At 71.0% G+C, this 15,966-nt stretch carries 18 protein-coding genes; 4 read left to right on the top strand and 14 right to left on the bottom strand.

Going from position 1 to position 15,966, the window contains the following annotated elements; genetic code table 11:
• Positions 1 to 101 precede the first annotated feature (101 nt).
• The 6 genes from mgrA to ACSHV8_RS42310 form a co-directional block, all read right to left on the bottom strand.
• Positions 102 to 1,091, bottom strand: a complete 990-nt coding sequence (gene mgrA / locus ACSHV8_RS42335) for an L-glyceraldehyde 3-phosphate reductase (RefSeq protein WP_436537184.1) — start codon at positions 1,089 to 1,091, stop codon at positions 102 to 104.
• Between the two features lie 64 nt (positions 1,092 to 1,155).
• On the bottom strand, positions 1,156 to 1,758 hold the full coding sequence (locus ACSHV8_RS42330) for a hypothetical protein (protein WP_436525505.1): 603 nt from the start codon (positions 1,756 to 1,758) through the stop codon (positions 1,156 to 1,158).
• Positions 1,758 to 3,020 (bottom strand): hypothetical protein, encoded by a 1,263-nt coding sequence (locus ACSHV8_RS42325; RefSeq protein ID WP_436525503.1) that lies wholly within the window; start codon positions 3,018 to 3,020, stop codon positions 1,758 to 1,760. Before ACSHV8_RS42325 ends, ACSHV8_RS42330 begins: the two co-directional genes overlap by 1 nt.
• Positions 3,017 to 3,817, bottom strand: coding sequence for an ABC transporter ATP-binding protein (locus tag ACSHV8_RS42320; protein WP_436525501.1), 801 nt, complete (start codon positions 3,815 to 3,817; stop codon positions 3,017 to 3,019). Before ACSHV8_RS42320 ends, ACSHV8_RS42325 begins: the two co-directional genes overlap by 4 nt.
• Positions 3,818 to 3,820: 3 nt before the next feature.
• Positions 3,821 to 4,615, bottom strand: a complete 795-nt coding sequence (locus tag ACSHV8_RS42315; RefSeq protein WP_436525499.1) for a zf-HC2 domain-containing protein — start codon at positions 4,613 to 4,615, stop codon at positions 3,821 to 3,823.
• On the bottom strand, positions 4,612 to 5,166 hold the full coding sequence (locus ACSHV8_RS42310; RefSeq protein WP_436525497.1) for an RNA polymerase sigma factor: 555 nt from the start codon (positions 5,164 to 5,166) through the stop codon (positions 4,612 to 4,614). Before ACSHV8_RS42310 ends, ACSHV8_RS42315 begins: the two co-directional genes overlap by 4 nt.
• 86 nt (positions 5,167 to 5,252) lie before the next feature.
• Between ACSHV8_RS42310 and ACSHV8_RS42305 the strand changes: the two genes are divergently transcribed.
• On the top strand, positions 5,253 to 5,579 hold the full coding sequence (locus tag ACSHV8_RS42305; protein WP_436525495.1) for a TfoX/Sxy family protein: 327 nt from the start codon (positions 5,253 to 5,255) through the stop codon (positions 5,577 to 5,579).
• 11 nt (positions 5,580 to 5,590) lie between these two features.
• Here the strand turns inward: ACSHV8_RS42305 and ACSHV8_RS42300 are convergent, their stop codons facing one another.
• The 6 genes from ACSHV8_RS42300 to ACSHV8_RS42275 form a co-directional block, all read right to left on the bottom strand.
• Entirely contained in the window at positions 5,591 to 6,385 is a 795-nt protein-coding gene (locus ACSHV8_RS42300) for a sugar phosphate isomerase/epimerase family protein (protein ID WP_436525493.1), read from the bottom strand.
• Positions 6,382 to 7,512 (bottom strand): dihydrodipicolinate synthase family protein, encoded by a 1,131-nt coding sequence (locus tag ACSHV8_RS42295; protein ID WP_436525491.1) that lies wholly within the window; start codon positions 7,510 to 7,512, stop codon positions 6,382 to 6,384. Before ACSHV8_RS42295 ends, ACSHV8_RS42300 begins: the two co-directional genes overlap by 4 nt.
• Positions 7,512 to 8,663, bottom strand: coding sequence for a Gfo/Idh/MocA family protein (locus ACSHV8_RS42290; protein ID WP_436525489.1), 1,152 nt, complete (start codon positions 8,661 to 8,663; stop codon positions 7,512 to 7,514). The genes ACSHV8_RS42295 and ACSHV8_RS42290 overlap by 1 nt, the downstream gene beginning before the upstream one ends.
• Positions 8,664 to 8,753: 90 nt before the next feature.
• Positions 8,754 to 9,779 carry a hypothetical protein gene (locus ACSHV8_RS42285; protein ID WP_436525487.1) on the bottom strand — a complete coding sequence of 342 codons (1,026 nt, stop codon included), beginning with the start codon at positions 9,777 to 9,779 and terminating at the stop codon, positions 8,754 to 8,756.
• Entirely contained in the window at positions 9,772 to 10,113 is a 342-nt protein-coding gene (locus ACSHV8_RS42280) for a PadR family transcriptional regulator (protein ID WP_436525485.1), read from the bottom strand. The genes ACSHV8_RS42285 and ACSHV8_RS42280 overlap by 8 nt, the downstream gene beginning before the upstream one ends.
• Before the next feature lie 32 nt (positions 10,114 to 10,145).
• The gene (locus ACSHV8_RS42275; protein ID WP_436525483.1) at positions 10,146 to 10,814 is read right to left on the bottom strand and encodes a TetR/AcrR family transcriptional regulator; all 669 of its coding nucleotides are present in this window, start codon (positions 10,812 to 10,814) and stop codon (positions 10,146 to 10,148) included.
• Positions 10,815 to 10,913: 99 nt separating this feature from the next.
• On the opposite strand from ACSHV8_RS42275, the gene ACSHV8_RS42270 reads away from it, so the two are divergent.
• Positions 10,914 to 12,314, top strand: a complete 1,401-nt coding sequence (locus ACSHV8_RS42270) for an APC family permease (protein ID WP_436525481.1) — start codon at positions 10,914 to 10,916, stop codon at positions 12,312 to 12,314.
• Positions 12,311 to 13,942: an amidohydrolase gene (locus tag ACSHV8_RS42265; RefSeq protein ID WP_436525479.1), complete on the top strand. Its 1,632-nt coding sequence runs from the start codon at positions 12,311 to 12,313 to the stop codon at positions 13,940 to 13,942. The genes ACSHV8_RS42270 and ACSHV8_RS42265 overlap by 4 nt, the downstream gene beginning before the upstream one ends.
• Here ACSHV8_RS42265 and ACSHV8_RS42260 read toward each other — a convergent pair.
• A complete protein-coding gene (locus tag ACSHV8_RS42260; protein WP_436525477.1) occupies positions 13,930 to 14,466 on the bottom strand; it encodes a hypothetical protein in 537 nt (178 codons plus the stop codon). The two genes, ACSHV8_RS42265 and ACSHV8_RS42260, sit on opposite strands and share 13 nt — an antisense overlap.
• Positions 14,467 to 14,537: 71 nt before the next feature.
• Between ACSHV8_RS42260 and ACSHV8_RS42255 the strand changes: the two genes are divergently transcribed.
• Positions 14,538 to 14,879 carry a gamma-glutamylcyclotransferase family protein gene (locus tag ACSHV8_RS42255; RefSeq protein WP_436525475.1) on the top strand — a complete coding sequence of 114 codons (342 nt, stop codon included), beginning with the start codon at positions 14,538 to 14,540 and terminating at the stop codon, positions 14,877 to 14,879.
• Here the strand turns inward: ACSHV8_RS42255 and ACSHV8_RS42250 are convergent.
• Positions 14,873 to 15,946 carry a class I SAM-dependent methyltransferase gene (locus tag ACSHV8_RS42250; protein WP_436525473.1) on the bottom strand — a complete coding sequence of 358 codons (1,074 nt, stop codon included), beginning with the start codon at positions 15,944 to 15,946 and terminating at the stop codon, positions 14,873 to 14,875. The two genes, ACSHV8_RS42255 and ACSHV8_RS42250, sit on opposite strands and share 7 nt — an antisense overlap.
• Positions 15,947 to 15,966 lie beyond the last annotated feature (20 nt).

Here is a 15,966-nt window from a genome sequence, read left to right as displayed (position 1 = left end):
CCAGCCAGCGACTTGGCCCCCGGGTTGCTTGGAGTGCGCGGGCTGATCGAAAGGCCGCAGACATGGCCCCGAAAGGCCGCTCGCGAGGCCTGTCGAACAGGTCAGACCGCGCTGGAGCGCGCCCACAGGTTGATCCCGGACTCCGTCGCATACTTGTCGATCTCGGCCAGTTCCTCGGCCGTGAACGACGTGTTGCCCAGCGCCGCCAGGTTGTTCTCCAGCTGGGCCACGCTGCTCGCCCCGAGCACCACCGAGGTCATCCGCGGGTCCCGCACCGACCAGGCGATGGCCATCTGCGCCAGGCTCTGGCCGCGCCGCTCGGCGATCCCGTTCAGCGCGCGGATCTTGCCCAGGTTCTCCTCGGTCAGCCAGTCCGGGGTGAGCGACTTCTGCTCGCCGGCCCGCGAGCCTTCCGGGATCCCGTTCAGGTAGCGGTCGGTGAGCATGCCCTGGGCCAGCGGCGAGAAGCCGATGCAGCCGGCACCCTCCTGTTCCAGCACGCCGAGCAGGTCTTCTTCGATCCAGCGGTTGAGCATCGAGTACGACGGCTGGTGGATCAGCAGCGGCGTGCCCAGGTTGCGCAGGATCGCGGCGGCCTCGGCGGTCTTGGCCGGGGAGTAGGACGAGATGCCGACGTAGAGCGCCTTGCCCGCGCGGACCGCGGCGTCCAGCGCGCCCATCGTCTCTTCGAGCGGAGTTTCGGGGTCGAAGCGGTGCGAGTAGAAGATGTCCACATAGTCCAGCCCCATGCGCTTCAGGGACTGGTCGAGGGACGCGGTCAGATATTTGCGCGAGCCATGATCCCCGTACGGACCGGGCCACATGTCGTAGCCCGCCTTGGTCGAGATGACCAGCTCATCCCGGTACGGCAGGAAGTCCTCGGCCAGCAGACGGCCAAAGTTGATCTCCGCCGAGCCGTAGGGCGGCCCGTAGTTGTTGGCCAGGTCGAAGTGCGTGACGCCGAGGTCGAAGGCGCGGCGCAGCACGGCCCGCTGCGTCTCGATCGGCTTGTCGTCACCGAAGTTGTGCCACAGCCCGAGCGAGACAGCGGGCAGTTTGAGGCCACTGCGTCCGCAGCGGCGGTACTCCATGGCGTCGTAACGAGCGGGCGCGGCCGCAAAGGAAGTCACCGTTGATTCCTATCGCAAATCCCGGCTAGGTGGCGGCGTCGGCAACAATTCGCCGGGCCGGGCCCATCAGCGCGTACGCGATCAGCCCGCCGAACGCCAGCACCGACGCCGTCACCGCGGCCGGGGTCGATCGCGGTTCCTGCATCTGCCAGGTGACCACCCGGGCGAGGACGCTCTCCGAGACCGGGAACAGCACGGCCGCCAGCGTCCACCCGAGCGGCACGAACCACGCCCGCGCCGGGCCGACCACGGCCGCGCCCAGCCCGGTCAGACCGAGCAGTCCCGCCGCGTCCCGCAGCACCAGCAGCGCGGGGCTGAACCGGGCCGGGGTGACCAGTGTGACCGCGAGCAGCCCGACCACGATCAGCAGCGCCACCAGCAGGTGGGCGGCCCGCCGGGGCGGCCAGGGCAGTGCCGCCGTGTGCTCCAGCTGGGTGTCCGGGCTGCCGAGCGTGGTGGTCAGCGCGGCCACCATCAGCAGCACGGTCAGCACGACCATCGGCACACCCACCTCGTGGGTTTTCGAGGCGACGGCCCACAGTGTCCACATCAGCGCCGCGACGCCGGCGGTCACGGCCAGGGCCATCGGTGCCCGCCGCGAGCGCAGGTACAGCCTCAGCCAGCGCATCACTTGCACTCCAGCGCGGAGGCGCGAATCGCGGTGATCCGGGCGGCGGCCTCCTCGGTGGGCAGTTTGCGCAGTTCCTGCCACCGGAGGACGGCGTCGGCGGCGATGTCCGGTGCCTCGGCGACCGGCTCACGCCCGATCAGCCAATACGCCGCCGCCAGCGAATCCGCCAAGTCGGGACCCTTGTCGCAGTCATAGGGCCGGGCGAACGCCGAGACCACGATCTTCGGCGTCAGGTCGGCGGTCTTCCCGGTGTCGACCGTGACCAGCGCGACGTCGGCCGAGATCGGCGCCGGGAGGTAGGGCAGGTACGTGGTGTTGTCCTCGTGCACCCGGGTCGGCGTGCCCGGCACCTTGGCCAGGATGGTCAGCGCCTCCCGGGCCTGCGGCACGATCTCCGGCAGCAGACCCTCGTGCACCCGGCTGACGCAGACCCGCGGCTCGTCCGGCGCGCAGACCAACTCTTTCGCGGCCAGGTCGACCGAGTCGACGACGAGCCGGTTCTGATGCGGCATCACGGTGATGGCCAGGGCGGCCCCGAGCGCGACCGGCAGCAGCGCCGCCACCCGCAGCCGCCAGCCGTCGGACACGAACAGCAGCAGCCCGGTGATCGCGAGCGCGCCCAGCCAGATCGCCTGGGCGGCGCTGATCCGGCCCGCGACGGTCGTGTAGGCGTCCGGCATGTTCATCTCGTCGATCGGCGAGAAGACCATGGACAGCCAGCCCCGGGGGCGCGTGGCGCCGGGGATGGTCAGGAGCAGGCCCAGGCCGGCCACGGCCAGCGCGGGCGCGGTCACCAGCCACGGCAGCATCCGGCCGACGGCCAGGCCGAGCCAGACCCCGCCGAGCAGGGCCAGGGCGCCGACCGCGGTGACGGCCAGGGCGGCCACGGGCAGATAGGTCGCGTGGCCGATGATCGACACGGCACCGGCGACGCCCATCAACAGATACGCCACGACGATGGTCAGGGCCATCGCGCCGAGGGTGGGGGCCGCCCGCTGGGCCCGTGGGCGGGGTGTGCTGGCGAACAGCTCGATCACGTTCGACTGCTTCTCTCGCCGGCCCTGCCAGGCGCCGGCGGCCAGGGCCAGCGGCCAGAGCAGCGCGAGGTAGAGCCGCTGCGACATGACCAGTTGCATCCAGCCGGTGGACCACTCCGCTTCCTGGACCAGATACAGCAGCGCGGTGCCGACGGCCAGCAGGATCAGGGCCGAGCCGAGCGCGGCCGAGCGGCGGATCTCGATGCCCAGGACGCGGCTCATCGGGCCACCCCCGCCCGGTGGCGGCGCAGCAGGGCCGAATAGCCCCGCTCGGCCGGGCTGTCCCCGGCGTCGCCCTCGCCGCCCTGGGCGATCAGATCGTCCGGCGTGCCCTGATAGACCAGACGGCCCTCGTTCATCATCACGACGTCGCTGCAGGCGGCGACCACGTCCTCGACCAGGTGGGTGGAGACCAGGACGCAGCTGTCCACCCCGAGGTCGCGCAGCAGCTCGCGGAAGTCGAGGCGCTGCTCCGGGTCGAGGCCGACGGTCGGCTCGTCGAGGAGCAGGACCTCGGGGTCGTTGACGATCGCCTGGGCGATGCCGGCCCGGCGCAGCATGCCGCCGGAGAGCGTCTTCATCCGCCGGTCGGCCCGGTCGGCCAGGCCGACCCGGTCGATCGCCCGCTGCACCGCGCCGGCGACGGCCGGTTTCGGCATCTCCTTGAGCCAGGCCATGTACTCCACGAACTCGCGGACCGTGAAGCGCGGGTAGAACCCGAACTGCTGCGGCAGATAGCCCAGCCCGCGACGCACCCGCCGCAGGTCACCGCGACCGTCCACGGACTCGCCGAGCAGGGTCAGCTTGCCGTCGGCCGGCTCCAGCACGGTCGCCAGCGCGCGCATCAGGGTCGTCTTGCCGGCCCCGTTGGGCCCGAGCAGGCCGTGCACTCCGGTGCCCAGGGTCAGGTCGAGCCCGTCGACGGCCAGGTGACGACCGGCGCGGACGCGCAGTCCTTCGGCGTGGACCGCCCAGGGATGGGTGGTCGGGGCGGTCTCGGCCGCGCTCACCGTACGCATAAGTCATCTCCTCTTGAGAAAGCGGTCGGCGCGGGTCATCGCGAAGGCTGCCGAGGCAACCGCGATGAAGGCCCAGACGCCGAGACTGCCCGGCTGAAGCACGACCGGGAGGTGGGCGGTGAACACCGCCGGCAGGGCCACCCCGGCCCCCCAGGCGGCGGCCAGGCCGAGGGTGGCGAGGCGAACCCCGATGAACGCGCCCAGTGCGATGGCCGTGGTGGTGAAGGCCAGGCAGGGCAGAAGGGCGAGGGCCAGCGAGACGCCGGTCCGGTCGGTGGCCAGGCCGAGCATCGGGATGATCAGGACGAGCACCGTGGCCGTCCGTCGCAACAGCATCGGCAGGCCGGCGGCCGGGGTGCTGGCGATCAGCTCCCAGGCCGGGTCGCTGCCGCGGCTCCACGCGACGGCCACCGCGGGCAGCGGCGCGACCGGCGCCAGCAGCAGGACCAGGGACGGCAGGCTCGGCTGCAGTGCCTGGAGCATCACCGCGCAGACGAGGATCGCCGCCGTCATGGTCAGCCACGGCACCATCTGCCAGACGAGCCATCGATTCCGCGCGGCCGACCAGCGGCGCCGCACCGGGATCGGGGCGGGACCGGCCGCGATGCCCTGACCCACCCCGTTGCTCACCCGATCGAGCAGGGTCAGAACATCGTCCGGAGCGCTGCCGGCCAGCCGGGCCCGGCAGTCGGCGCACTCTTCCAGGTGCACCTCGATCGACCAGACGGTGGCCTCGTCGAGGGCGAGGTCGCCGCCGGCGTAGCGGGAGATCACCGAAGAGTTGGGGTGCTCGGTCATGACAGTGCCTCCCGGAGAGCGACCCGGGCCCGCCGCGCCCGGGATTTGACGGTGCCCTCGGGCACGCCCAGCAGCATGGACGTCTCCCGGACCGAGAGACCGTCGAGAACCATCGCGCGCAGCACCTGCCGCACGTCGGCCGGGAGGGTGAGCAGCGCCTGCTCCAGCTCCTGACCGACCCGGCCGGCCATCACCTCGTCCTCGGCGGCCGGGGCGGGCGCGGGCTCGACGGCGAGCACGGCCGGCAGATCGCGGCGCCGGGCACGCCGGCGGAACGCGTCGACCAAGCGATTCGCCGCGATGGTCCAGAGCCAGCTGACCGCGCTGCCCGCGGTGGCCGAGCCGGCGAAGTCGCCGGCGGCCCGCCAGACGGCCAGATAGGTCTCCTGCATCACGTCGGCGACCACGTCGTCGTCGGCACAGCGCCGGCGCAGCCGGACGGCGAGCCACGGCGACGTGCGCCGATAGAGCTCGTCGAAGGCGTGCCGGTCGCCGGTGGCCGTGCGGCGCACGAGTTCCGCCTCGTCGACCGCTTCCAGACTTCGTCTCACATCAGCCAAGACGACGGGAACTCGCCCGCGGTTCTCCGCACGGAGTGGCGTGCATCACATCGCCATTCTGCCGTACGTTGGGCGGCATGGCCTTCGACGAGGGACTCATGGAACGGATCCGGGACGCACTCGCGGACGTCGACGGGGTCACCGACAAGCGGATGTTCGGCGGGATCACCTTCATGGTCCACGGAAACATGGCCGTCGGCGTGATGGGCGACGACCTGATCGTGCGTCTCGGTGCGGAGGCCGGCGAGTCCGCGCTGACCGAGCCGGGCACGCGCGTCTTCGACTTCACCGGCCGCCCGATGAAGAACTGGATCGTCGTCGACGGCGACCGTCTGGACGACGAGGGCCTGACCCGCTGGCTGCGGGCCGGCCTCGATTTCGCCGGCTCGCTGCCGCCGAAATAAAGATCAAAAACTCAGAACACGCTTCGGTACGCCGTGAGCGTCGCGTCCAGAACATCCCGCCCGGGCCGCTCCCAGAGGTCCCCGTTCATCACCTCGACCTCGATCGGCCCGGTGTACCCGGCCTTGTCCACCGCATCGTGGAAGGCCCGCATGTCGACACAGCCGTCCCCGGGCAGCCCCCGCCCGGTCAGCACCCCGGCCGGCAGCGGCGTGATCCAGTCGGCCAGCTGGTAGATCGCGATCCGCTCGCCGGCCCGCGCGATCTTGTCGAGCACGGTGTCGTCCCACCACAGGTGGTAGGTGTCGACAGTGACCCCGACCAACCCGGCCGGGTGCTGTTCGGCGATCGCCATGGCCTGGTCCCACGTGTTGATCACGCAACGGTCGGCCGCGTACATCGGGTGCAGCGGCTCGATGGCCAGGGTCACCCCGGCCTCGGCCGCGTAGGGCGCGAGCTGTCCGATCGCGTCGGCCACGTGCTGCCGTGCGCCCGCCAGGTCCTTCGATCCCTCGGGAAGACCACCGGAAACCAGCACCAGTACGGACGTGTCCAGCGCGACCGCCTCGTCGATCGCCCGCCGGTTGTCGTCGTACCAGCCGGGCAGCTGGAAGAACCCGCTGCGGCACAGCGTGGTGACGGTCAGCCCGGCGTCGCGGACCAGGGCGGCCGAGCGTTCCAGCCCGTACTCGGTGACCGGCTCCCGCCAGAGCGCGACCTGGTCGACGCCGGCCTCGACGCACCCGGCGACCATGTCCGGCAGGTCCCACAGCTTGGCCGTGATTTGGTTGAAGGAGAAGCGGCTCATCCGGCCATCACCTCGAAGAATCGGTTGGCCCGGTGGGCGGCCAGGTCGGGGTCGGGCAGCAGGCCGGCGGCGTCGGCGAGCTCGATCAGGCGGGCGAAGTGCGGCACCGAGCGGCCCGACTGCAGGCCGCCGACCATGGTGAAGTGCGATTGGTGGCCGGCCAGCCAGGCCAGGAAGACGATGCCGGTCTTGTAGTAGAAGGTCGGCTTCTCGAAAATGTGCCGGGACAGCGGAACGGTCGGGGCGAAGATCCGGTCGTACGACTCCAGGTCGCCCTCGTCGAGCGCGGCGAACGCGGCCGCCGCGGCCGGCGCGATCGCCGCGAAGATGCCGAGCAGCGCGTCCGAGTAACCCTGCTCGTCCCCGCGGATGAGCTGCGGATAGTTGAAGTCGTCCCCGGTGTAGAGCCGCACCCCGGCCGGGAGCCGGCGACGCAGGCGGATCTCGTGATCGGCGTCGAGCAGCGAGATCTTGATGCCGTCGACCTTCATCGGGTTCGAGTTGATCAGCTCAAGGACCGTCTCGGTCGCCTTGTCCACGTCGGACGAACCCCAGTAGCCCTCCAGCGCCGGGTCGAACGCGGTGCCGAGCCAGTGCAGCACGACCGGCTTGTCGGAAATATCCAGCAGCGGCCGGTAGATCGCCAGATAGTCGTCGGCGTCCCGGGCGGTGGCGGCCAGGTGCCGGCTGCACATCAGCACCGGCGCCGCACCCGCCGTCAACACGTCCGTGAGCTGCTCGTCGTAGGCGCGGCGGATCTGATCCAGGGTCACCGGGCCGGGGGCCAACTGATCGGTGGCCACGCCGGCCACGATCCGGCCAGTGGCCGCGGCCGCGCTGCGCCGGATCAACTCCCTGGTCGCGGCGTAGTCCAGCCCCATCCCGCGCTGCGCGGTGTCCATCGCCTCGGCCACGCCCAAACCGTGCGACCACAGGTGATGGCGGAACGCCAGCGTCGCCTCCCAATCGAGCACCGCCGGCGCGCCCGGTGCATTCTCGGCCCGTGGATCGGCGACGACGTGCGCTGCGGCGTACGCAATCCTGGTTTTGGGTTGGCTCTTCGGTTTTTCCCAGGTTGTCCGGCCGGAGAGCGTGACCGGCCCGGACGGCAGGTGCACGATCGCCATCAGGAGTCCCCCAGCGCGATCCGGCGGCCCTCGCGGGCGGATCGCAGGCCGGCCTCGGCGAGCCGGACGCCGCGGGCGCCCGAGGCGAAGTCCCAGTGGAACGCCTCGCCGGCGACGACGTGCCGCAGGTAGGCCTCCCACTGCACCTTGAACCCGTTGTCGAACTCGTCGTTGTCCGGCACCTCGGTCCACTCGTCGCGGAACGAGCGGCCGGTCAGCGGCAGGTCCGGGTTCCACACCGGCTTGGGCGTGGTCGCCCGGTGCTGGATCTTGCAGCCGCGCAGGCCGGCCACGGCACTGCCGAGCGTGCCGTCGACCTGGAACTCGACCAGTTCGTCGCGGTTGACCCGGACCGCCCAGGACGAGTTGATCTGGGCGACGATCCCACCCTCAAGTTCGAAGATCGCGTACGCGGCGTCGTCGGCGTCGGCCGCGTACTCCTCGCCCCGCTCGTCCACCCGGTTCGGAATGTGCGTGACGATCGTCGTCTGCACGCCCCGGACCGCGCCGAACAGCTCCTCCAGCACGTAGTTCCAGTGCGGGAACATGTCCATCACGATGCCGCCGCCGTCGGCCAGCCGGTAGTTCCAGCTGGGCCGCTGGGCCGACTGCCAGTCACCCTCGAAGACCCAGTAGCCGAACTCGCCGCGCACCGACAGGATCCGCCCGAAGAAACCACCGTCGATCAGGCGCTTCAGCTTGCGCAGGCCGGGCAGGAACAGCTTGTCCTGGACCACGCCGTTGCGGATGCCGGCCGCCGCGGCCAGCTCGGCCAGTTCCTCGGCGGCGATCGAGCTCTCCGCGAGGGGCTTCTCGGTGTAGACGTGCTTGCCGGCCGTGATCGCCTGACGGATCGCCTTCTCCCGCTGCTGGGTGACCTGCGCGTCGAAGTAGATCTCGGCGTCCGGCCGGGCCAGCGCGGCATCCAGGTCGGTGGTCCACTCGGTGAGTCCGTGCCGCGCGGCGATCGCGGCCAGTTTGTCCGGGTCCCGCCCGACCAGGATCGGCTCGGGCCAGATGTGGCCGCCACCGGGCAGGGCGACTCCGCCCTGCTCACGGATGGCGAGCAGGGAGCGGACCAGGTGCTGCCGGTACCCCATCCGGCCGGTCACGCCGTTCAGAATGATGCCAATCGATCGCCGCGCAGCCATGTACGGTTACCTCCGAGAATTCAAGGAAAGCGCTTTCCTGCTGCTGGCAGCGTAAAACGTAGGGAGGTGTTCGAACAAGGGCCGGTTTTATCAGCTGTCGATGGCCGGCCGCGGCTGGAGCCGATTCCCGGTGGCCGCCTCACGCAGCACGACCAGCACACCGAACAGGGTGATCCCGATGATCACCGAGGCCGGCGGGTTCATGATCTGGTTGCCCAGCGGGTACATCAGATCGGTGCCGAGCAGCACCGAACCGCTGTCCAGCGGGATCACGCTCATCACGGAGTCGAAGCTGTTCACCGCGCAGGCGATGAGCGCGGGCAGGCCGAGCAGGAGCATCCGCCGACGGGTCCCGGGCGAGGTCCGGGCCAGCCGGTGCGCCAGCCAGGTCATCCCCGCCCAGGCCAGCAGGCCGCCGATCACGAAACCGGCGATCGCCCCGGCCCACAGGCCGGGCGGCTCCTCCGGAAACCAGCTGATGCTCATCGCGGCCGGGTCGTAGCCGGCGGCGACCCGGATCATCGCGCCGTCCCGCTCGGCCCAGAACACGCCGCCCGTGGTCAACGCGCCCATCGTCCAGCCGTCGCCGCGCAGCCGCTGGAACGCGGCCGCCACCGTGGCCGGAGCATTCGTCAGGTGGTCGTAGCCGTGCTGCTGCTCATCCGGCACCGGGAGCGGGCCGATCCAGCCCTCGGCACCGAACGTCGACAGAACCCCGGAGGTCCGCGACAGGTACGCCATCTCGGCGGCCCGGTAACCGGAAGCATCCATCGTGGACGCCGCCGGCTGACCGGCCAGCTCGTCGGCGAGCGCGGCCAGCCGCGGCGCCTCCGGACGCTGAGCCGCGAAGACGGCCAGCGCGCCGGCGCCGCTGAACACCAGCGCGACCCAGAGCGTCACCAGGCCGGCCGCGATCGCGCCGATCCAGCCCGGCGGCACGAGCCGGTAGCGCAGGCCGATCAGCAGCAGATGCATCGCCTCGGAGCGGGACGGCCGGGTCTGCCCCGGCTCGGCCGCGTCCATCAGCGTGGTCAGGATCTCCAGGCCGCGCTCGCGGCGGTAGAAACGCGGGTACGCCAGCAGCAGGCGGCGGTAGGCGAGCTCCAGCTCAGGCATGCTGAACTCCCCCGTTGAAGCCGAACGCCTCCCGCAGCCGCGTCGCGGCCACCTGAGCGTTCGACTGGAGTCTCGCCACCGCCTCCTCGAGCGCGGCGCGCCCGTCGTCGGAGAGCAGGTAGTACCGCCGCAGGCGGCCGCCGACGGCCTCCTCACGCTCGACGACGATCAGGCCGTCGGCGGTGAGCCGGTCGAGCGCGGCATACAGCGTCCCGGCCTTGAGTTTGACGCGGCCGTCGGAGAGCTCCTCGACCGCCTGCATGATCCCGTAGCCGTGCAGGGGCGTACGCACCAGCGCGGTCAGGATGAAGAACGTCGGTTCCTGCATCGACATGGGTCATGACTATAGACGATCTGCATATACAGTCAATCTGTATGTGCGGCCCCGCGGGCTTCGACGGCGTCGAGGACCAGGTTGAGGGCCAGTTCGAACTGGTCCTCGCGGTTGACGTCGCTCAGGTGCTCGGCGACGGCGCGGATGTGCGGGTACCGATCGGCCGGCAGCACCACGTACTCCCTGGTCCAGGCCAGCCCGTCGCGGTCCATCACGTCCAGGCCGACGGCGTGCACGTTCGCCTCGAAGGACGTCCAGGCCAGGATCGTGTCGGCGACCACCCGGTACATGCTCGCGGCCTCCCGGCCGCTCAACCCGGCCTGCGCGAGCGCCGCCAGGATCAATTCGACGGTACGGAATTCTGCCTCCTGCCGGAACGTCCGGGTCGCCACCAGGGCCGCCACCCGCGGGTGGGCCACGAACGCGCGGCGGCTGGCCCGGGCCAGGGACAGGATCCGTACGCGCCAATCGGGTTCTTTCTCGTCGACCTCGGTCAACGCGTTCTCCAGCAGTTGGGCGCCGATCGCCAGCAGCAGCTCGTCCTTGTCCCGGAAGTGGCGCAGCACCGCGGTCGGCGCCACCCCGAGTTCGGGTCCGAGCCGGCGGAAGGTCAGCGCGTCGGCGCCGTCGGCTTCGGCCAGCTCCAGGGCCACCTTGACGATCTCGGCCCGGCTCAGTGATCCCCGCTCACGCTTCGCCATACGGCCCATCCTAATGAAACAACGTTGTGAACAGTGTTGACATCACTGTTCAGATGACGTTGCATCTGTGGCCAGGGTCACCCCAAGGGGAGTGGATAGATGAACGCACCCATGCCGAAATCACTCGGCGTCGTCGACGGCGTCGTGATCGCCGCATCCAGCACGGCCGCCACCACAAGCATCGCCATCGGCACCGGCGTGCTCGCCGCGACCGTCGGCCGGCAGGTCCCGATCCTGCTGATCCTGGCGTTCCTGCCGATGCTCGGCATCGCCGGCGCCTACGCCCGGCTGAACCGCTCCGAGCCGAACTGCGGCGCCGGGTACACCTGGGTGGGCACCACGCTCGGCCCGTGGCTCGGCTTCCTGGCCGGCTGGATCCCGATCGCCGGCACCGTGATCTTCCTGGCCTACACCACCGCGATCTGCGGTTCCCTGCTCATCCAGACCGCCGACAAACTGGGTCTGCACGGTCTCGACCCGAACTCCACGGCCCAGTGCACGATGATCGGCCTGGTCGTGCTGGCCGCGGTCACCTGGACCGCGATCCGCGGTGTCGAGCACGCGGCGAGCTTCCAGAAATACCTACTGATCTTCGAGTACGCCGTTCTGATCGTCTTCTGCGGCTGGGGCATGATCGTCGGTGACCAGCCGTTCTCGCTCTCCTGGCTGAATCCGTTCGCCTTCGACTCGTTCTCCGGGCTGGCCCAGGGCCTGGTGCTGGCGGTCTTCTTCTACTGGGGCTGGGACGCGGCGTTCAGCGTCACCGAGGAGACCCGGAATCCGGAGGATGCGGCCCGCGGCGGATACATCGCGCTCTTCACCATGCTCGGCCTCTTCGTGCTCGGCTCGATCGCGTTCCAGCGCGTGCTGCCCACCGAGGAGCTGGCCGCGAACGGCGCGCAGGGCCTCAGCTACTACGCCGCCAAGCTGGCCGGCGAGCCGTGGGCGTCGCTGCCCCTGCTGGCCCTGATGTTCTCGGCGGTGGCGTCGGTGCAGTCCGGCGTGATCCCGACCGCGCGACTCACCCTGGCCATGAGCCGGGACAAGACCCTCGGCGCGTTCTGGGCGAAGCTCAACGGTCGCGGTGCCCCGGCCGCCGGGACGATCGTGATCGCGATCGTCGCCGGGTTCGTGGCGCTGCTGGAGTTCGCGATCCCGACGCTCAACCAGGCCATCCTCGCCGCCGTCAACACCATCGGGCTGCTCGTGGCCGTCTACTACGGACTGACCGCGATCGCCGCCGCGGTCCGCTTCCGGGGTCAGGGGCTGCGGGCCACCTGGATCCCGCTGCTCTCCGGCCTGGTGCTGCTCGCCCTCGGCGTCTATCTCGCGGCCTACTACGCGACGCTGAGCGACGGCTTCGCGATCAGCGTCGACAACGGCTGGTTCAACCTGGCCGCACCGTTGATCATCGTGGTGATCGGCCTGGTGGCCGCGGGCACGGCCAAGTGGCGTCGCCGATCCCCCTATTTCGCCCTCAAGACCAAGGAACCCGTATGACGACCGCTGACCTGCTCTTCACCGGTGGCCCGGTGTTCACCGCCGACTCCGCCCGCTCGTGGGCGACCGCGGTGGCGGTCAAGGACGGGCGCATCCTGGCCGCCGGCCACGACCTGAGTGAGCTGCGCGGCCCGGAGACCGAGGTGGTCGACCTGGCCGGGCGGCTGCTGATCCCCGGGTTCCAGGACGCGCACGTCCACGCCGTCTTCGGCGGGGTGGAGATGGGGCAGTGCGACCTGACCGGGACGACCGACCTGGACGAGTACCTGGCCCGGATCGCCGCCTACGCCGCCGCGCACCCGGACCGGGAGTGGATCACCGGCAGCGGCTGGTCGATGGAGAGCTTCCCGGGTGGCGTCCCGACCGCGGCGCTGCTGGACCGGGTCGTCCCGGACCGGCCGGTGTACCTGACCAACCGCGACCACCACGGCGCGTGGGTCAACTCGGTCGCCCTGGACCGCGCCGGGATCACCCGGGACACTCCCGATCCGGCCGACGGCGTGCTCAACCGGGACGGTGACGGCCACCCGGTCGGCACCCTCCAGGAGGGTGCGATGGCGCTGGTCAGTGACCTGATCCCGGCGGTCACCCCGGCCGAGCTGGTGGCCGGGCTGCGACGGGCCCAGACGCTGCTGCACTCGCTGGGGATCACCGGCTGGCAGGACGCGATGCTGCGCGGCTCGAACGGATACCCGGACCCGGCCGACGCGTATCGCGCCGCGGCCGCCGAGGGCTGGCTGACCGCGTCGGTGACCGGCGCGCTGTGGTGGGACCGGGATCGTGGCGCCGAGCAGATCGCCGAGCTCGTGGCCCACCGCGAGCAGCTCACGATCGGGCGGCTGACCTGCTCGACCGTGAAGATCATGCAGGACGGTGTGGCCGAGAACTTCACGGCCGCGATGACCGCGCCCTACCTGGACTCGTGCGGCTGCCCGACACCGAACAGCGGGCTCAGCTTCGTCGACCCGGCGCTGCTGGCCGGCTATGTGACCGAGCTGGACGCGCTCGGCTTCCAGGTGCACTTCCACGCGCTGGGCGACCGGGCCGTACGGGAGGCGCTGGACGCGATCGAGGCGGCCCGGGACAAGAACGGTTTCCGCGACACCCGGCCGCACCTGGCCCATCTGCAGGTCGTGCACCCGGACGACATCGCCCGGTTCCGCCGGCTCGGGGCGACCGCGAACATGCAGCCACTGTGGGCCGCGCACGAGCCGCAGATGGACGAGCTGACCATCCCGTTCCTGGCCGCCGGGCTGGCCGAGCGGCAGTACCCGTTCGGTGACCTGCTGCGGGCCGGGACCACCCTGGCGGCCGGCTCGGACTGGCCGGTGAGCAGCCCGAACCCGATCGAGGGCATCCACGTGGCGGTGAACCGGGCGGTTCCCGACGCCGGGGACGGGCGGGTGTTCCTGCCGGAACAGCGGCTGGACCTGGCGACGGCGCTGGCCGCGTACACGGCCGGGAGCGGGTACGTGAACCACCGCGATGACAGCGGCAGCATCCGTACGGGAAATGTTGCTGATCTTGTGGTTTTGCATCGCGACCCCTTCGACGGGCCCGCCGCCGAGATCGCCGCGACGGAGGTCGCGATGACCTTCGTGGGCGGCGAGCGGGTCTACTCGGCCTGATCCAGCGCGAGCAGCAGACAGTCGCGGCACATCTCGCCGCCGGCCCAGTCGGCGTAGATGTCGGTGAACGGCGGCTGGTCGTCACCGTCCTCGCCCCACGAGAGATAGCGACGGTAGGTCAGCGGGGCGTCCACCACGGGCGCCCCGCACAGCCCGCGCTCGCGCAGTTGTGACAAATGCCGCAGGCCGTCGCCGTCCCCGGGGACCAGGTCGTTCGCCTCCTGGATCCGCCAAGATCGATACGGCGAGACCGGGCCGACGATCATGCACCGTTGCGGACAGTAAACGGCGTGCCAGCGATCGTCGTCCGGTGCGTGGCTGATCACGACCGGTATCAGCTGATCAACCGGGGCGCGCGGGCGATCCCGGAACGTCGGCAGCGGCTCGCCGGCCGGTTCCTCTCGGTAGTTGTGGACGTGCGAGGCCGGGTAGAGATCGGACACCAGAGCCTCGACCACGGTGCTGTAGCGGGCGTACCGCTCGACGCCGTCCGGGAAACGGATCGTGGCCATCCAGGTACCCACCGCTATCTCCCGAGTCCTACAACCCGGGACGCACGCTAATCCAGGACAGCAAGACCGGGCAGGATCAGGGCATGCCTCTGCTCTTCTCGTACGGCACCCTGCAGGATCCCGCTGTCCAGCGGGCCAACTTCGGACGGGAGCTGGAGGGCCGGGCCGCGGCACTACCCGGATACGCGGAGCGGCTGGTTGAGATCACCGACTCGGATGTGGTCACGACCAGCGGAAAGACGCATCATCCGATCGTCGTCGAGACCGGCCGGGACACCGATCGCGTGCCCGGCACGGTCTTCGAACTCACCGAGGACGAGCTGCTCGCCGCCGACAAGTACGAAGTGGACGACTACCACCGCGTCCTGCTCTCCCTCGAATCCGGCGTGCGAGCCTGGGTCTACGTGAGCGCCGCCGCCTACTGACGCTCGGCCACCGCGGAAAAACGGTGCGGCGCGTCGTCGTAGCCGGTCAGCTTCCACCCGGCACCGGCACAGGAGTCGCGCAACACGTCCTCAGCCAGCGGCTCGTCCGGCCGCAGGGCACGGCCGTGCCGGGCGGCCAGCGCGGCCCGGCCGGACGGGTGGAAGAGCACGAGCCGGCCGCCGGGCCGGGTGATCCGGGCCAGCTCGGCCAGCCCGGACGCCGGGTCCGGCAGGTGGTTGACGAGGCCAGCGGCGAACACGGCGTCGACCCGGGCGGTGCCCACCGGCAGCCGCCGGGCGTCCGCGAGCAGCAGCGTCGCCTCGCACGAGCGGGCGCGTGGCGCGGCCTCGGCCAGCATCTGCGGGGTCAGATCAAGACCGAGAATTTTCCCGTACGGACCGATCACCTCCCGGATCGCCGGGAACGCCCGCCCGGTCCCGCAGCCCACGTCGGCCACCACGGCCCCGGCGGCCAGCCCGCTCTCCCGGATCGCGGCCGCATACGCCGGTAGATCGTCCCCGAACTTGGTGTCCCAGGTCGCCGCCCGGGCCGCGAAGAACGCCTGCGACTCGCTCCGATACCACCGGTCGCCGGCCAGCAGCCACGGCTCGACGTGCCGCAGCACCGGCCAGGCCCGATCGTGCAGGTCCACCACCGCGTTCGCGTCGTCCCCGCGGTAGCCGTCACCGGGTGGCGTGCGCACCCAGATCTTCAGCTGCCAGGGCACCGGCGCCGGGTCGGCCCGCCAGCGCGGCCCGTCGACGATCACCAGCGTGCCGCCGGAGCGGGCGAGCCAGCCGTCCTGATCGCTGCGGCAGGCCGCCCCCGGGATCCGCACGGACGGGCGCCCCAGCTCGCGCAGCCGCCCGGCGAGACGGTCGGCCAGCAGTCCGGCCCGCTCGTCGGCCCCGTCGACGAGCACCAGGCCGCTCCCGGAGCCGGGCGGCACCTCGGTCAGGGCACCGACCAGATGATCGAGCACGGTGGTCCAGCGGTCCCGTTGCGCGGCGTTCAGCCCGTCCCAGCCCATGCCGTCATCATGCAACTGCCCCGGCGGATCCGCCATCAAGGCCGCATCTGCCAGCC

The organism is Actinoplanes sp. HUAS TT8 (genome assembly GCF_051380535.1).
GTDB lineage: Bacteria > Actinomycetota > Actinomycetes > Mycobacteriales > Micromonosporaceae > Actinoplanes.
The sequence above is the reverse complement of the archived record's forward strand: the minus strand, read 5'-3'. Positions and strand labels throughout refer to the sequence as shown.

Excerpts from the sequence above, each read along its gene's own strand:
- mgrA (WP_436537184.1), bottom strand. The coding sequence starts at position 1,091 with ATGGAGTACCGCCGCTGCGGACGCAGTGGCCTCAAACTGCCCGCTGTC.
- ACSHV8_RS42330 (WP_436525505.1), bottom strand. The coding sequence starts at position 1,758 with ATGCGCTGGCTGAGGCTGTACCTGCGCTCGCGGCGGGCACCGATGGCC.
- ACSHV8_RS42325 (WP_436525503.1), bottom strand. The coding sequence starts at position 3,020 with ATGAGCCGCGTCCTGGGCATCGAGATCCGCCGCTCGGCCGCGCTCGGC.
- ACSHV8_RS42320 (WP_436525501.1), bottom strand. The coding sequence starts at position 3,817 with ATGCGTACGGTGAGCGCGGCCGAGACCGCCCCGACCACCCATCCCTGG.
- ACSHV8_RS42315 (WP_436525499.1), bottom strand. The coding sequence starts at position 4,615 with ATGACCGAGCACCCCAACTCTTCGGTGATCTCCCGCTACGCCGGCGGC.
- ACSHV8_RS42305 (WP_436525495.1), top strand. The coding sequence starts at position 5,253 with ATGGCCTTCGACGAGGGACTCATGGAACGGATCCGGGACGCACTCGCG.
- ACSHV8_RS42300 (WP_436525493.1), bottom strand. The coding sequence starts at position 6,385 with ATGAGCCGCTTCTCCTTCAACCAAATCACGGCCAAGCTGTGGGACCTG.
- ACSHV8_RS42295 (WP_436525491.1), bottom strand. The coding sequence starts at position 7,512 with ATGGCGATCGTGCACCTGCCGTCCGGGCCGGTCACGCTCTCCGGCCGG.
- ACSHV8_RS42290 (WP_436525489.1), bottom strand. The coding sequence starts at position 8,663 with ATGGCTGCGCGGCGATCGATTGGCATCATTCTGAACGGCGTGACCGGC.
- ACSHV8_RS42285 (WP_436525487.1), bottom strand. The coding sequence starts at position 9,779 with ATGCCTGAGCTGGAGCTCGCCTACCGCCGCCTGCTGCTGGCGTACCCG.
- ACSHV8_RS42280 (WP_436525485.1), bottom strand. The coding sequence starts at position 10,113 with ATGTCGATGCAGGAACCGACGTTCTTCATCCTGACCGCGCTGGTGCGT.
- ACSHV8_RS42275 (WP_436525483.1), bottom strand. The coding sequence starts at position 10,814 with ATGGCGAAGCGTGAGCGGGGATCACTGAGCCGGGCCGAGATCGTCAAG.
- ACSHV8_RS42270 (WP_436525481.1), top strand. The coding sequence starts at position 10,914 with ATGAACGCACCCATGCCGAAATCACTCGGCGTCGTCGACGGCGTCGTG.
- ACSHV8_RS42265 (WP_436525479.1), top strand. The coding sequence starts at position 12,311 with ATGACGACCGCTGACCTGCTCTTCACCGGTGGCCCGGTGTTCACCGCC.
- ACSHV8_RS42255 (WP_436525475.1), top strand. The coding sequence starts at position 14,538 with ATGCCTCTGCTCTTCTCGTACGGCACCCTGCAGGATCCCGCTGTCCAG.
- ACSHV8_RS42250 (WP_436525473.1), bottom strand. The coding sequence starts at position 15,946 with ATGGCGGATCCGCCGGGGCAGTTGCATGATGACGGCATGGGCTGGGAC.